The organism is Lysinibacillus sphaericus OT4b.31, assembly GCF_000392615.1.
Classification (GTDB): Bacteria; Bacillota; Bacilli; order Bacillales_A; family Planococcaceae; genus Lysinibacillus; species Lysinibacillus sphaericus_B.
Map to the genome: position 1 here is coordinate 16678 of NZ_KB933407.1, position 14707 is coordinate 31384.

The 14707-nt window shown below is 39.3% G+C and carries 16 protein-coding genes; 14 read left to right on the top strand and 2 right to left on the bottom strand.

Features of this window, described 5'->3' with window-relative positions:
* The first annotated feature begins 214 nt into the window (after positions 1-214).
* From efeO to H131_RS20550, 4 genes are all read left to right on the top strand, one after another.
* On the top strand, positions 215-1084 hold the full coding sequence (gene efeO, locus H131_RS20530; RefSeq protein WP_010861051.1) for an iron uptake system protein EfeO: 870 nt from the start codon (positions 215-217) through the stop codon (positions 1082-1084).
* Between the two features lie 6 nt (positions 1085-1090).
* Positions 1091-2350, top strand: a complete 1260-nt coding sequence (gene efeB, locus H131_RS20535; protein ID WP_010861052.1) for an iron uptake transporter deferrochelatase/peroxidase subunit — start codon at positions 1091-1093, stop codon at positions 2348-2350.
* Positions 2325-4043 carry an FTR1 family iron permease gene (locus H131_RS20540; RefSeq protein WP_010861053.1) on the top strand — a complete coding sequence of 573 codons (1719 nt, stop codon included), beginning with the start codon at positions 2325-2327 and terminating at the stop codon, positions 4041-4043. Before efeB ends, H131_RS20540 begins: the two co-directional genes overlap by 26 nt.
* Before the next feature lie 362 nt (positions 4044-4405).
* Positions 4406-4624, top strand: a complete 219-nt coding sequence (locus H131_RS20550) for a hypothetical protein (protein ID WP_155242514.1) — start codon at positions 4406-4408, stop codon at positions 4622-4624.
* A gap of 251 nt (positions 4625-4875) precedes the next feature.
* Here H131_RS20550 and H131_RS20555 read toward each other — a convergent pair whose 3' ends face one another.
* Entirely contained in the window at positions 4876-5742 is an 867-nt protein-coding gene (locus H131_RS20555; protein ID WP_010861056.1) for a pentapeptide repeat-containing protein, read from the bottom strand.
* A 487-nt stretch (positions 5743-6229) separates the two neighbouring features.
* Here H131_RS20555 and H131_RS20565 point away from each other — a divergent pair, with 487 nt between their 5' ends.
* The 8 genes from H131_RS20565 to H131_RS20600 all read left to right on the top strand — a co-directional run bounded on the left by H131_RS20565 (position 6230) and on the right by H131_RS20600 (position 12417).
* Positions 6230-6568 carry a PadR family transcriptional regulator gene (locus tag H131_RS20565; protein WP_036132249.1) on the top strand — a complete coding sequence of 113 codons (339 nt, stop codon included), beginning with the start codon at positions 6230-6232 and terminating at the stop codon, positions 6566-6568.
* Between the two features lie 5 nt (positions 6569-6573).
* Positions 6574-7671, top strand: coding sequence for a DUF2812 domain-containing protein (locus H131_RS20570; RefSeq protein ID WP_010861059.1), 1098 nt, complete (start codon positions 6574-6576; stop codon positions 7669-7671).
* A 29-nt stretch (positions 7672-7700) separates the two neighbouring features.
* Complete coding sequence (locus H131_RS20575; RefSeq protein WP_010861060.1) at positions 7701-8558, top strand: patatin-like phospholipase family protein; 858 nt, start codon at positions 7701-7703, stop codon at positions 8556-8558.
* 169 nt (positions 8559-8727) lie between these two features.
* Positions 8728-9516, top strand: a complete 789-nt coding sequence (locus tag H131_RS20580; RefSeq protein ID WP_230491915.1) for a hypothetical protein — start codon at positions 8728-8730, stop codon at positions 9514-9516.
* The gene (locus H131_RS20585; RefSeq protein WP_010861062.1) at positions 9513-9869 is read left to right on the top strand and encodes a GntR family transcriptional regulator; all 357 of its coding nucleotides are present in this window, start codon (positions 9513-9515) and stop codon (positions 9867-9869) included. The genes H131_RS20580 and H131_RS20585 overlap by 4 nt, the downstream gene beginning before the upstream one ends.
* A 10-nt stretch (positions 9870-9879) precedes the next feature.
* Positions 9880-10575, top strand: coding sequence for an ATP-binding cassette domain-containing protein (locus H131_RS20590; protein WP_010861063.1), 696 nt, complete (start codon positions 9880-9882; stop codon positions 10573-10575).
* Between the two features lie 5 nt (positions 10576-10580).
* Complete coding sequence (locus H131_RS20595) at positions 10581-11501, top strand: ABC transporter ATP-binding protein (protein ID WP_010861064.1); 921 nt, start codon at positions 10581-10583, stop codon at positions 11499-11501.
* Entirely contained in the window at positions 11470-12417 is a 948-nt protein-coding gene (locus tag H131_RS20600; RefSeq protein WP_230491916.1) for an ABC transporter permease, read from the top strand. The genes H131_RS20595 and H131_RS20600 overlap by 32 nt, the downstream gene beginning before the upstream one ends.
* Before the next feature lie 140 nt (positions 12418-12557).
* Here H131_RS20600 and H131_RS20605 read toward each other — a convergent pair whose 3' ends face one another.
* The gene (locus H131_RS20605) at positions 12558-13325 is read right to left on the bottom strand and encodes a sporulation protein (protein ID WP_010861066.1); all 768 of its coding nucleotides are present in this window, start codon (positions 13323-13325) and stop codon (positions 12558-12560) included.
* 111 nt (positions 13326-13436) lie between these two features.
* Here H131_RS20605 and H131_RS24740 point away from each other — a divergent pair, with 111 nt between their 5' ends.
* Together H131_RS24740 and H131_RS20610 are read left to right on the top strand one after the other, a co-directional pair.
* The gene (locus H131_RS24740; RefSeq protein WP_155242515.1) at positions 13437-13607 is read left to right on the top strand and encodes a hypothetical protein; all 171 of its coding nucleotides are present in this window, start codon (positions 13437-13439) and stop codon (positions 13605-13607) included.
* A gap of 173 nt (positions 13608-13780) precedes the next feature.
* Positions 13781-14707, top strand: a complete 927-nt coding sequence (locus H131_RS20610; protein WP_010861067.1) for a F510_1955 family glycosylhydrolase — start codon at positions 13781-13783, stop codon at positions 14705-14707.

A 14707-nucleotide genomic window follows, 5' to 3' on the forward strand; every position in this document is an offset into this window, starting at 1 on the left:
AAATGACGTTTTTTTCTTTAAATAAAAATACTTCTTGCAATCAATTATGATAATCATTATCATTCACATATAAAGGAAAACTGAAATTGAAGGGGGACTTAATACCCTATCGATTCGTAGTTGAATATATCAAGTACTTACGAGGCTTAATGCACCACTTAAATTTTAGTGTTCGTTCGTACAGGATAAACAAATTCGGAAGTAGGTACTTAACATGAAAAACAAATCATTCCTGTCAGTATTAGTGGCGGGCGGTATTATGATGGCTGGCTGTGGCAATACAGATGAAGCTAAAAAAGAAGAAGAAAAACCAGCAACGGAGCAGGCACAACCAGCAGCTGAGGTTGATTTAAGTGCTGAACTAACAGCTTATCAACAGTTTGCATTAGAGCAGATGGACCAATTCCTCATAGAAACAGAGAACTTTGTGAAATTGTTCAAAGCTGGTGATATGGAAGGGGCAAAAGCAGCCTATGCTCCTGCGCGTATGTATTTCGAGCGTTCTGAGCCAATCGCCGAAAGCTTTGGTGACCTTGACCCACGCATCGACGGTCGTTTAGCCGATATTCAAGAAGAAGGCAAAGGTGAGGAAGAATGGACTGGCTACCACAAGCTTGAATATGCGCTTTGGGAAAAAAATACGACAGCGGGTTACGAAGCAGTGGCAGACCAATTACTTGCGGATGCGAAAGAATTACACGCACTTGTACAAACGGTTGAAGTAACGCCAGATTTAATGATGACAGGTGCAGTTGACTTATTGAATGAAGTATCGACTTCAAAAATCACAGGTGAAGAAGAAATTTACTCACACACGGACCTTTATGACTTTAAAGCAAATATTGAAGGTGCAGAAAAAATCTTTGACATTCTTCGTCCTAAGTTAGAAGCAAAAGATAAAGATTTAGTAGCAACATTAGATGAAAAGTTCAAAGCAGTCGATGATTTATTAGCACAGCATGCAACAGCTGATGGTGGCTATATTTCTTATGAAGAATTAACTGAAGAACATACAAAAGCTCTTGCAGCATCAGTCAACCAACTTGGTGAGCCATTAAGTCAAATGGGAATTATTTTGGAGTGATAAATAATGACAGCGTCAAATGATAATAAATGGATCGATAAAAAAATATCTCGTCGTGACATGTTAAAGTTATCTGGCATCGGCGTAGCAGGAGTTGCTATCGGTGCTTCCGGCTTAGGCGGTGTTATGAAAGCAATGGGTTATGATGTGTTTGAACCTGTAGCGGATAGTACAACTGCTCAAAACAAAGTGGATTTTTATGGCGAGCATCAAGCCGGCATTATTACGCCTGTTCAAACGCATATTTATTTTGCTTCGCTAGATGTTTTAGTAACGTCGAAGAAAGAGCTACAAGAGTTGTTCAAAAAATGGACACCTCTTGTTGTTCGTTTGATGAATGGTGAATTAATGGTAGATTTAACAACGAATATCAGAGTGCCAACAGGGGATACAGGAGAGGCAGAAGGTTTAGATGCTGCCAATTTATCTATCACATTTGGCGTTGGCCCCTCTCTTTTCGAGAAGCTTGGCATGGCACATTTGAAACCGGCCGAATTAGTAGATTTACCGCACTTCCCAAAGGACCAGCTACAAAAAGAATTTACTGGTGGTGATCTGTGTATTCAAGCGTGTGCAGATGATCCGCAAGTTGCGTTCCATGCTGTACGAAATTTAGTGCGTGCAGCTTCGGGCAAAGTGGAGATTAAATGGTCTCAGGCTGGCTTTAATTCATTTCCAGCAGGAGGAGGAACACCTCGTAATTTATTTGCCTTTAAGGATGGCACAGTAAATCCTGCTATTACAGATGACAAAGATGTAAAGAAAGTTGTGTGGGTGGAAAAAGGCTGGTTGAAGGGAGGCTCGTATTTAGTAGCACGTAAAATTCAAATGCATCTTGAAACGTGGGATCGTACTTCATTGAAAGACCAGGAAGCAACGTTTGGTCGTTATCGTGACAGCGGTGCTGCATTCGGGAAAACAAAGGAATTTGAAGATTTCGATGTAGAGGCGAAGGACGACAAGGGCGAGTACGTTATGCCCGATACATCCCATGTCCATTTAGCAAGGAAATCAGGTGCTCGGATACTACGTCGGTCGTATTCTTATGCTTCAGGTGTTATGTCCAATACAGGTGCCCATGATGCAGGACTATTATTTGTATCTTTCCAGAAAGACCCTGCTCAGTTTACAACAGTGCAAAATAGTTTAGGCCGCATGGATAAAATGAATGAATATATTACCCATCGAGGCAGTGCAGTATTTGCTTGCTTCCCTGGTGTACAAAAGGGGAGTTATTTAGGTGAAGCACTTTTTAACGCGCTGTAGCATCATCCTTTGTTTGCTAGTTGTACTTGCAGTGCCAGTGCAAGCGGCGCAGTCTTATAGTCACTTATACATTTCTATTAGTGACGCCCTAATGAATACTAAGCAGGACAAGGAAGCAGAAGCAAAGCGTGCACTGGAACAATTTACAACTGACTGGGCTTCCGTAACATCTGAACAAACCGAAGCGAAAGAAAAGGTTGATACCATTCTAGCACAAGCAGTGGAATCGACATCCAAAGAAAAGCGTTTAGCGGCGTTATCTGCCTTATCGAATGCCTTACGTTCATTAGAAAAGTTAGAAAACCCAGTGGATGAAGCGGCACAGCGAGCGGAATTCGGTACAAAATTCAAACCTATTATGATAGAGTTTGAGAAAGCCTTAGCTAGTGGTGACATCACGGCAATCGACGCGGCTTACAAGGAATTCAATATTAAATGGAATAAACATGAACGACCTGTTCGTGAGCAAAGTATTGCTATGTATGGACAAATCGAAACGCAGATGGCTTTCTTACGTATTACGATTTCCTCAGAGGAGCCGGATATCGCAGAAATGCAATCACAATATGCCGATCTAAAGCAAACGATTGAGGATTTTGTTGCGGGTGAGGAAACTGCACAAGTTGTAGAGGGTGAGTATTCGCTCGCAACATTAATTGCCTATATTGATGAGGCAAATGATTTCATTGATGCAGGTGACTATAAGGCCGCATCCGATAAAATTCGTGAATTCATTACAATTTGGCCAAGCGTGGAAATTGAAATTTCAACTCGAAATAGTAGTCTCTATACGAAAATCGAAAGTGATATGCCAATACTTGTTAGTGACTTATTGAAAAGTCAAGTCGATGAAGAAAGTGTTAAAAGTAAGCTGAATAAATTCCGTACTGAAATAGAGCTGATACAAGGTGATACAGACTATACGTTGTGGGATTCAGCGTTAATTTTGCTACGTGAGGGCTTAGAGGCACTGCTCATCATTTTAGCATTAGTGTCATTTTTAAATAAATCCGGTCAATCAGCCATGCGTAAATGGATTTATGTCGGGGCGTTTGTTGGGGTATTACTTTCGGCAGTAGCAGCTATTTTAATGTCAACGATCTTTAACTCTGCAACGGTTGATGCGAATCGTGAAATGATGGAAGGCTATGTCGGTCTACTTGCTGCTGCAATGATGATCGGTGTTGGTATTTGGCTTCATAGTAAAGCAAGCGTAACAAGCTGGAATCGTTATATTTCGAAACAAATGGGCAATGCCATTTCTAGTGGTTCGGTCTTTGCTATGGCTTCTGTCAGCTTCTTATCGGTGTTCCGTGAAGGAGCAGAAACATTGGTATTCTATGCAGGAATTGCACCTAAAATGGAAACATCTCAGTTTGTGCTAGGTATTGTGGTGGCAATTGTTATCTTAGCGATTATAGCCGTTGTGTTATTTAAGGCGAGTGGCAAAATTGCCATCCATAAGTTCTTTGCCGTGGCAACGGTGTTAATTTATGTCTTGGCATTTAAAATTATTGGTGTTAGTCTGCATACCTTACAATTGACGAATAAAATTTCTACAACAATTGTGGATGGTCTACCAGTTGTTAGCTTCATAGGCTTCTATCCAACGGTGGAAACAATGATTGGACAAGCGATTTTACTTGTTTTAGTTATTGTGACGATCATATATAAGAAGAAACCAAGGAAATAACGAAAAGCTGTGGCCTCAAAACCACAGCTTTTTTTTTATGGAAAGGCTCTTCACGATGTTCGCTCGGGTTTTCAAGAAGTGAGTGAAAACAAGCAATGTATAAAAAGAACTCTCTACGATTCAAGTAAGTCAAATGCTAGCATAACAAGGATTTTAGGGGATAATTATCGAAATAATATTGAAACTGAGCAAACGGAAAGTTGCTCTTACTTTTTGAATAATAGGGCTGAGCTTGTTGAGGGAAGTGTCAAATGAAAAATTTTTTGATTGTTACGTAGTCGTTGCGTTACTTGCGCCATTTTGTACAGTCTATATCAAAAAACAAATATGAAAAAAGAATCGAAAACTATTTGATAGAAGACATGTCTTATCAGAAGAAAGCTAGACAGTCTATTGAATGCAAATGGTACCTTGCAGGGCTTCCAAGTTATTGGATAAACGTTATTTTTTCGGATGAACCATATGTCGTCTATGTTTATTTTGTTCATGATAAAGACCATGTAGGGCAATTTGAGCATTACACAATTGATGGCACAACTCTTACGACAGAACAATTAAAACACTTTAAGCCTTACGAATAAATTTGGGTTATTAGAAATGAAAGCGTATGTGAGCATGAAAGCTTGAATACGCTTATTAATTAATAGCTGTGAAAAATGCATTGTAGGTTGAAGCGATGTTTACCCCGCACGAACAGTTAGTAAGACGCTCACCTCAAGTGGGAAGGTGAACATTAAGTAGGTGGTCGATGTACTGACCGTAAAAGCCCAATTGCTCCAACTACCAATCAGTGGGGCCAAAGAAAATCCCTACTGATTGAAGTTTCACTTCACTAATCGTTCCAATGAGAGGGTCGCTTCAAATGACCGGGCAATATTGTTTTGCTATTGCCTTTAGCAGAGTTAATTTGCATTTGCGTAAGAAACATACTTGTAGATAGATTTGCACCGCTTAACTCGGCATCTCGTAAATCTGCACCAATAAAATCGACGCCTCGTAAATCCGTATTTTGCAAATTCGCGGCAATTAGATAGGCTCCTCGAAGGTCAGTCGCTGTCAAATTTTTGCCCTTGAGGTTTTTCCCAACCCAATCGACCCCTCTAAAATTGTATTTTCGCTTATTTTTATCTTCACAAGCCTTAGCCATTACGCCAAGCCGTATTTGTTCACTTGTTGCTAAAAGCAATGCATTGACGGGCATTCGGTATTTCATAATATCAATGACTAACAGTGTATCAGCATCTTGCCTTGTTAGTTGCTGTAGTTGCGCTAATTGGCTGTTTAGTTTTTCAGATAAGGAACTTGATACCTCATAAGACAATGCCTCTGCCAAATACGCAATCATTTCATATAACTGTTCCATAATTGGAAATACACGAAACATTTTTGCGGCAACTTGCGGGTTTTTTCGCCAGTCTTGTCCACCAAATGTAGTTTGAGAAACCATTTGTCCAGCGCCTAAACAATCAAATACGGTACAACCCTTAAAGCCTTTTTCTCTTAGACTACTGTGAATGTGACAGCTATAATCTGCCTGCAAATTTTGGCAAGGTGTGCCCGCTGCCTTATTCATGGCAAAATCACTAGATGCCACAATATTGAGCGCCGTGCAACAAAGGCCAAAGCAGTTCTGACAATCTGCTTGTAAGCTCTCTCTCATCTTTTTCGCTGTGTTACCTTTAATTTTTTCGCCAAACATAATTGTTTCCCCTCTTAACGAATAACTGAAAATAGGATGCTATTTTTATTTAATTTTACATGACTTTTATTAAAATAACTAAAATTTATGCTGTCAAAAATGAAATTTATCCCGCAATAACGGTCAGTAAGACGCCCACCTCAAGTGGAAAGATGAGAACGAATCAACTAGGTGGTCTATCAACTGACCGTAAAAGCCCGATTGGTTCAACTAACAATCAGTGGGATGAAGAAAAACCCCACTGATTGAAGTTTCACTTTATCCCGCAATAACGGTCAGTAAGACGTCCACCTCAAGTGGAAAGATGAGAACGAATCAACTAGGTGGTCGATCAACTGACCGTAAAAGCCCGATTGGTTCAACTAACAATCAGTGGGGATGAAGAAAACCCCCACTGATTGAAGTTTCACTTTATGCCAATGTTTAATTTGAAATAATATGTCGCGCTGTGATATAGTCGAGATACGATATAGTCACAGTGCGACATATGGAGGTAAACAAATTGGAAAAGTTATTAAAAAAATATGTACCGATGACTGAAACCGCATTTTATATATTATTATCTCTTACAGAGCCACGTCATGGGTATGGCATTATCAAACGCGTAGAAGAATTAACGAACGGTCGTATAAAGCTTGGCTCAGGCACCATATACGGTACGCTAACTAAAATGCAACAGGATGGAATGATTTCAGTCTTTGCGGATGAACGTAGAAAAACCATCTATGAAGTAACGGCAATTGGCAAGCAAGTGATGCAGGCTGAAATGATGCGTTTAAAGGAAGTACATGCGCATGTATTACGCTTTGAGGGGGATTTTAGGTGAAGAGGATGAAATGGCTGTGGAGCTATGAGATTGATAAAACTGAAAAATGGCTAACGGATATGGCGAGCCGGGGCTATCATTTGCGTGATTTTAATGCGGTGACACGTATGTTTACCTTTGAAGAGGGGGAACCAAGAGCAGTAGCATATGCGATTCGTTTGGATAAAAATATGTTACCCAATGCTTTGGAACAGGCGGGATGGCAGATAGTAGCGTCTTCGAGTCGATGGCAATTTGTAAAAAATGAGCAAACGACCGAGGCTCCTGTCTATCCATCTCGGGAAACCATTGTAAAACGAGCTAGAATGCATACGTATTTATTTATCCTATTAGGCATATTTTTTGTTACAGCACAGTTGAATATAATTTTAATAACTGCAATCATGTCAAATGTGATTGGCGGTATAAACTGGTGGTCGATTGCTATACCTCTTGCTATTATTACACTTTTTATTTGCTTATCAATTTATGTGTATAGGGCATACCGAAAGTTTGAAAAGCAAGAAATGGATATGACTGTTCCTGACATAGGCAGCGGGCGAAAGGTGCGGAAAATGAAACTTGGCTGGATGTATTTGCCGCTGCAAACGAAGGAATGGCTCGAGGAACAAGCACGACTTGGATTAGAGTTAGAACGTGTGACTACAGCTATTTTTACATTTCGTGAAACGGGAAGCAAATGCATTGCTTATGAAGTTAGCTTTGAGCCAAAGGTTGATAGTAGCTTCTTTACCATTCATAAGGAAATGGGCTGGCAGTTAAAGTTTGCATCCAACATCACATGGCTCCATTATTCGATTTGGGCAATGCCATATGAAAAAGGAGAGAATACACCGGCATTGACCTATGATCCTAAAGAGAAGATTCGTGGTATGAAAAAAGCATTATATATGAGCGCAGGCATCGGGGGTTATTTGCTACTATTTCTTGGTTTTTCTTTATATACGAATTTTTATAGAATGGCAGACTCCTTTTTTGAATGGTCGATTGACGGTGTATTACGTGTGCTGTTAATTTTATGTGTGGCATTATGGGCAACAATACTTTCTAGAACAATAATTGGCTATTTTAAAGAATTGAAAATGATCAAAGCAGGACTGTAAATAGGGAATATAGAGGAAAGAGTGATGGGATGCTACAGGTCAATGTGGAGAATGCGAGTTTAATATTAGAGGGAGGTACGTTTCGCACGTTGTTTACATCGGGCGTTCTAGATGCCTTTTTAGAGCATGACATTATGATGCCTTATGTCGTAGCAATTTCGGCAGGCGCCATCAATGCATGCTCTTATGTATCACAGCAAAAGGAACGTTCCTTACGTGTATTGATGGATTATCGTCATGATAAGCGTTATATGGGCTTGAAAAATTTTCTCAAAGAGAAGAGTCTATTTGGCTTAGATTTTGCTTATAATGTGATTCCTAATCAGTTAGATATTTTTGATTGGGCGACGTACCAGCAATATCAAGGGAAATTACTTTTTGGTGTAACGAATGCAACGACGGGGCAAGTGGAGTATATGGATGCTCGTGAAATGGATCGACAATGTACGATGTTGCGTGCTACTTGTGCCATTCCCATCCTATTTCCGGAAATAAAATTAAATGATACTGCCTATTATGATGGTGGATTAGCAGAGCCTATACCGATTCAGCATGGTATTGAGAGAGGCTTTGATAAACATGTGCTTGTGTTAACGCGACCAAAGGGTTATCGAAAAAAGCTAGATAGGCAAAGCAAGTGGGCAATGCGATTGCTTGCGAAACGTTATCCTAATTTAGTGAAAAGTATGGAGAAGCGGGCTGATCATTATAATGCCTCATTGGCGCGCTGTGAGCAGCTAGAGGAGGAAGGTCGGGCATTTATATTTCGACCTACTGAAGCATTAAATAGCTTTGAGAAAGATACTACACAAATGCGTTCCAATTATGAAATGGGTTATGAACAAGCTTTGCAGCAAATGGCAGCACTGAAGCAATTTTTAAAATAACGGTTGCCATGTACTAACAGCAAGTAAATGTCAACTTGCCTATTTCAAATGCCATAGTAAAGGGTCGAAGGAAGAGCACTGTTTTTTAGGCTCTTCCTTTTTCCTTTCTTTGGCTATTGCAAATTATTTCGTCATAGTGTAATATGTTTCTAGTACACTATGACACGAGGTGTTTTCATTGAAAAAATTTTCAGGTCTGATGAAGAAGGAATGGGTACTTTATAGAGGGAGGCTTTTTTTCACAATCATTGGAGGCCTTGCGCTTTCGCTCGTAGTTCCCTATTTATTGCTACGTCTTGGAGACGGTTTTACAACGGCGCATCAACAATTATTCTTTCTCTTCACGATACTTGTATTAATGCTGGGTAACTTTTATGCCGTATTACAGTTTTTCACGAGTATGCTTTTTGATTTAAAGGCGAAAGAAATGTGGCTCCATTCAACGAGTTCCATAGCGCAACTGGTTGGTGTAAAAATTATTTTCACATTAACCGGGTATGCAATATTCAATCTACTCTTTACGTCGCTCGCGCTTTATTTTGTAAGAGAAAATTATGTGGCAACTTTTGGGGAAGTCCTATTGTTACTGTTCCTCATTGTAGGAATGATTGTGATGTTCCAATTTGTTTTGTTTGTGATACTCCTACTCTTCTTAGCATTTTATCTACAAATGAAGCATTTTATAGGCCGTTTTGCCATCGTTATTGCCATTCCTGCGTTTTTCTTGAGTATGGATGTATGGTTCCGATTTACAGAGAGTGAATTTTATGATAAAATCTTCCAGTTCGGTGAAATTCGAATTAGTCGATTGGAACAATATTTACCAAAAGCTGAAGTGCCAACCATGCAAATTGAACTGGGCTCGTTGTACTTTGTGGAAGAATTCTTTTTTATCATCGTACTTGCACTCCTTTTTATCGTAGCGACAAAGTGGCTTGAGAAGGTGGTATTGCGATGACATTGGATTTTTCGCGTGACAAACCAATTTATAGCCAGCTCGTAGATCGTATATGTGGTGATATTCTGAAAGGGAAGTTATTACTTGGGGACCGACTGCCTTCTGTTCGAGAATATGCTGTGGAAACGGGCGTGAATGTTAATACCGTACAACGTGTGTATAAGGAGTTGGAAGCGATGGATTTAACGGAAACTAAACGCGGTCAGGGGACATTTATTACAACCAATGAAGAGCGAATAGTAGAACTACGAGAAGATATGAAAAATTTATTAGCACAAAATTTTTTGATTTCCATTGAAGCACTTGGGTTTTCAAGGGAAGAAATGCTCGTTGTTTTACAAAAGAAATCGTGAGGTGAAATAAATGTTACAGTTATCCAATGTTTCTTTCCGTTATTTAAAAAAGCCTATTATTCAAGACGTGACTTTTTCTTTTCCTACTGGGCAAATCATCGGGCTTGTTGGTGAAAATGGCAGTGGAAAATCGACGTTATTGAAAGTTTTGACAGGTTTGTTGCTGCCATCGAGTGGGGAAGTACTGTTGAATGGGCAATCTGTTACGCGCAGAAGTGCTGATCAGATTGCGTATTTGCCAGACACCGATTTGTTTTTTGATTTTTATACGGGCGAGCAGCTATTGCAGCACTACGCCTCGCAGTTTGAAGATTTTTCCTACGATAAGGCCTGTATCGTTGCACAATTTTTGCATGTTGATATGGATACCAAGTTAAGGAATTTATCCAAAGGCAACCGAGGACGAATGAAAATGGCGGCAACGCTTGGCCGAGAGGTGCCGTATTATGTGATGGATGAACCATTCGCTGGTCTTGACCCAATTGTTCGTGAAGAGCTGATCAAAGGGCTGATCCAATTTACAGATATTGAACACCAAACCATTATTTTATCGACACATGAAGTATACGAAGTTGAACCAATTTTAGATCAAATCATCCTTTTGCAAAATGGCGCTATACTTGCGCATGATGAAGTGGAGACTATTCGAGATGTCACGAATAAGGATGCACTTCAATGGATGAAAACGTACTATAGGAAAGGGTGAAATCCATGCAACAACCAATTGTCCAACTACAAAACTTATCAAAAACCATAAAAGGTAAGCAATTGATTCACAATTTAAATATCGATTTATATCCAGGGCAGATTACTGGATTTTTAGGACCAAATGGAGCAGGGAAGACGACAACGATTCGGATGATGACCGGACTCATGCATCCATCAGAAGGAAAAGTCATTATCGATGGCCAATCTTTACAAGAGCATTATGAGGAAGCTATTAGTAAGGTTGGCGTCATTGTAGAAAATCCCGAAATGTATAAATATATGACGGGTTATAAAAACTTACTGCATTTTGCACGAATGCATAAAAACGTGTCAAAAGCGCGTATTGATGAAGTCATAACTCAAGTCGGATTAGAAAACCGCATTCATGAAAAAGTATCGACGTATTCACTTGGGATGCGTCAACGCCTGGGCTTAGCACAGGCACTTTTACACCGACCAAAATTTTTAATATTAGATGAGCCAACAAATGGCCTTGATCCTGCAGGGATTCGAGAGTTTCGTATGTATTTACGTAAAATTGCAACGGAAGATGGCGTGTCTGTTTTTGTATCGAGCCATTTACTGTCAGAAATTGAGCTTATGTGTGATCGCGTAGCCGTTATTCAAAATGGACAATTAATTGACATACGTGAAATAAATAATGAAACAGCTTCATTTTATTATATTGAGGCAACACCAAGTGAACAGGTTACAGCACAGTTACAAAAACTGGATTACAGCTTTACGGTTGACAATAATGGTGTCGTAGTGGAAATAAAGAAAGAAGACATTCCTAACCTTATGACACAGTTCGTAAATGAAGGTATTCAGCTATTTGCTGTACAACCACATCAAAAAACATTAGAAGATCAATTCTTGGAAATGACAGGAGGTGGGCAAATTGTTGAAGCTAATTCAAAATGAATGGATGAAATTATGGCATAAAAAAGGAACTTGGGCGATGGTCGCGCTGTTAATCGTTGTGATTATTGGACCAGGTATCATGATGAAGTATTATGAATCAAAGACTGCAGAAGACTTGTCATGGCAAGAAAATGAACAACAAACGATTTCAAATTATAAAGAATCCCTAACAAATGAAGAACTTACTGTAGAAGATAAAAAATATTTCGAAGAGCAAATTGCCCTTTCTGAATACCGTTTAGCAAATGATGTACCAAATCAAACGGAAGGAAGCCTCGAAAGTTTTATGTCCTTTACTAGCAGTATGCTGACTTTAGTGACATTATTTACAGTGATTACGGCAGCGAGTATCGTATCGAGTGAGTTCTCAACAGGTACGATTAAAATGCTGTTAACACGTCCGATGACTCGCGCAAAAATATTAACCTCTAAATTAGTTACTACTTTCCTATTTGGACTATTTTTATTCTTAGTGAATGTCATTGTCAGTGCAATTGTAGGCTTTGTGCTATTTGGTGTAGCAACGGGCACGGAGTTAGAAATGGTGGATGGTCAAATTGTTGAAAAAGCAGTATGGGGCGATCTAGCTTATCATTATTTACTGTCTGCTGGTGACTTTGTCATGTCTACCTTGTTTGCCTTCTTAATTGGCTCTGTCTTCCGTTCAAGCTCATTAGCAATCGGCCTAACAATGTTTTTATCATTTACGGGTACAATGATTGTCATGTTCTTAAGTAAATATGAAATTGTGAAATACGTGTGGTTAACACATTCGAATTTAACGCAGTATGAAACAGGTGGTTTAATGATAGAGGGTATCACAATGCCATTCTCTCTTACTATACTCGCTATCTACGCAGTGATTTTCCTTGTGATTAGCTACTTGTCATTTATGAAACGTGATGTAACAGCATAAAAAAGACGCGGTATGAAAATGGTGATTTTCATACCGCGTTTTTTTGTAATGAAGACGGAGAGGAGATAAATGCGGGTATTACAGTGCTTGCCGCGGGTAATTCAGATTAATCCGCAGACCTTGAGTTACGCGACAGTATACTATGAATGTTTAGCAATGATTTGCTGTAGTTTTGCTTGTAAATTCGGTAAATCCTGTGTTGTAATCGTTGTTCTTACAAAGCTTTCATCCATATCTAATGCTTCAGCAAACAAACTGCCTAGTCCCTTAGCTTTTCGGTCAATTTGCAATAACACCTCAAGTGAATAATCAGATTGTGACAAAAAGACAAGCTCCAGCTCATCAAGATGGCTTCGATAGCTACCAGTCGGCACAAATTCAAATTCCTGTGCGAATGGATAGTTTCCACGGAAGCGAGCTGAAGCCTGTTCACATTCAGCTTCACGTAAACGGAAACCAAGACCGCTTACAGCTTCGAGTACACTTTCAGCGAGTTTTGTCGGTTGAACACGAATATAGTCTTTGTCGTTCGGGTCTACAGCATTTTTAATATCAAGTCCTGTTTGAACCCATACTTGTGTTTTACCAGCCGTAATCGGCGTATCAATCGGTAGTGTCAATGAAATAGGAAACACTTTATGTTCGCCCGCTGCTATTGAGAATGGTTCTGTTACCTTTACCTTGTGAATAGCGGCTACGTCTGTATACTTCCTATCATTGGATTCTCGTATATAAGTAGTATGAACCGAGATATAGATAGCGTCGATTTGCTGTTCCACATTCCCGCCCCGTACAAGTATCTCTCCGTGCATGACTTCGCCCGCTCTGTATGTAGCCTTTTCTAATTTCGTATCAACCGTTGCTGCCCCAATACCAATACTTGCAAGTGCTTTGTTGAATAATGACATTTGAATTCCTCCTAAAGTGTTAGATAGCTACTTATACGCAAGAATTCACAAAAGGTTTCAAGGCCCTCGTAAATTTCATTACTATGGAAGAAAAACAGAAGAGGCGTACATATGGAAGTGGAATACCAGCAGCAGTTACTTCAAAACTTCTTGGCAGAAGGGTTTTCACACATTGTTTCCAATACTTATTTTTTAGCACAATATTTGACAGCAGATATTGAAGCATTTCAAGCTGTGTGCCATTTCGTATTTAAGGATGAACGTGAAAAGACATGCCTATAAACTTTTAGAGACACCCGATTCTTTATGGGTGCTTATTAGATTCAGACATCATTCGGTCAAAAATACTGCTATCTCATCAATTAAAAATGCCAGATAATTAGTTTCTGCATAATTCCTTCATATATACCTCTTATACTAGGTCAATGTCAGATCTTGAAAAGGGGATTTTGTTGATGAAAAAAGGAAAAATCATGTTGAGCTTATTTATAGCGAGTTTAGTAATGTCCGCCTGTAATGCAAAACAACAAGAGGATGTATTTACGTATGGAGAAGTGAAAAATAGCAAAGTTGCACATATTCATGGATTAGGTTATATAAATGGAGGACATGACATTGCCATTGCCACGCATGACGGATTATATAAATACGGTAAGGATGGATGGCAGGAAGCGAATGGACAGAAACATGATTATATGGGTTTTCAAGCTACGCGAGAGGGCTTCTTTGCTAGTGGTCACCCAGAAGAAGGGGCACATTTGAAAAATCCGTTTGGCTTAATTAAAAGTACGAATCAGGGTGCCAGCTTTGAACAATTGGCTTTTTATGGGGAAATCGATTTTCATTACCTTGCAGCTGGTTATGATTCGAATATGATTTATGTCTACAATGAAACTGCTACTGATAATATGGAAATAGGATTACACTATTCGGCTGACGAAGGGAAAACATGGGAAAAAGTTGCGATGACGGGCTATCATTCGAATACAATAGCCAATCTCGCCGCACATCCATTAAAAAAGCAAGTATTAGGTATTGGTAGTCAGGATGGGCTATTCATTTCAGATAATTATGGTGAAAACTTTACATTAATGAATGACGCAAAAATGGTGACGTCTGTCACATTGAATGACATCGGAGGCTACTATTCAAATATCGAGAATAATCATGTGTATTTGACTTCATTTTTATTTGGAAATAAAAGCGAGCGTCAGATTCCACTGCCAACAGGTCAAAAGTTACAGCCAATTATCTATCTAGCGGTTAATCCACAACAAGACAAAGAACTAGTCATCATGACAAATAATATAGATATCTATGTAACGAGGGATGAAGGACTATCATGGGATAAGCTTGCATCAGATGGCGAGTTACTAGATTAA

Coding starts and splice junctions, on each gene's coding strand:
- H131_RS20575 (WP_010861060.1), top strand. CDS start 7,701: ATGCTACAGGTCAATGTGGAGAATGCGAGTTTAATATTAGAGGGAGGT.
- H131_RS20555 (WP_010861056.1), bottom strand. CDS start 5,742: ATGTTTGGCGAAAAAATTAAAGGTAACACAGCGAAAAAGATGAGAGAG.
- H131_RS20565 (WP_036132249.1), top strand. CDS start 6,230: ATGGAGGTAAACAAATTGGAAAAGTTATTAAAAAAATATGTACCGATG.
- efeB (WP_010861052.1), top strand. CDS start 1,091: ATGACAGCGTCAAATGATAATAAATGGATCGATAAAAAAATATCTCGT.
- H131_RS20585 (WP_010861062.1), top strand. CDS start 9,513: ATGACATTGGATTTTTCGCGTGACAAACCAATTTATAGCCAGCTCGTA.
- H131_RS20590 (WP_010861063.1), top strand. CDS start 9,880: ATGTTACAGTTATCCAATGTTTCTTTCCGTTATTTAAAAAAGCCTATT.
- H131_RS20550 (WP_155242514.1), top strand. CDS start 4,406: ATGTCTTATCAGAAGAAAGCTAGACAGTCTATTGAATGCAAATGGTAC.
- efeO (WP_010861051.1), top strand. CDS start 215: ATGAAAAACAAATCATTCCTGTCAGTATTAGTGGCGGGCGGTATTATG.
- H131_RS20570 (WP_010861059.1), top strand. CDS start 6,574: ATGAAATGGCTGTGGAGCTATGAGATTGATAAAACTGAAAAATGGCTA.
- H131_RS20610 (WP_010861067.1), top strand. CDS start 13,781: ATGAAAAAAGGAAAAATCATGTTGAGCTTATTTATAGCGAGTTTAGTA.
- H131_RS20605 (WP_010861066.1), bottom strand. CDS start 13,325: ATGTCATTATTCAACAAAGCACTTGCAAGTATTGGTATTGGGGCAGCA.
- H131_RS20595 (WP_010861064.1), top strand. CDS start 10,581: ATGCAACAACCAATTGTCCAACTACAAAACTTATCAAAAACCATAAAA.
- H131_RS24740 (WP_155242515.1), top strand. CDS start 13,437: ATGGAAGTGGAATACCAGCAGCAGTTACTTCAAAACTTCTTGGCAGAA.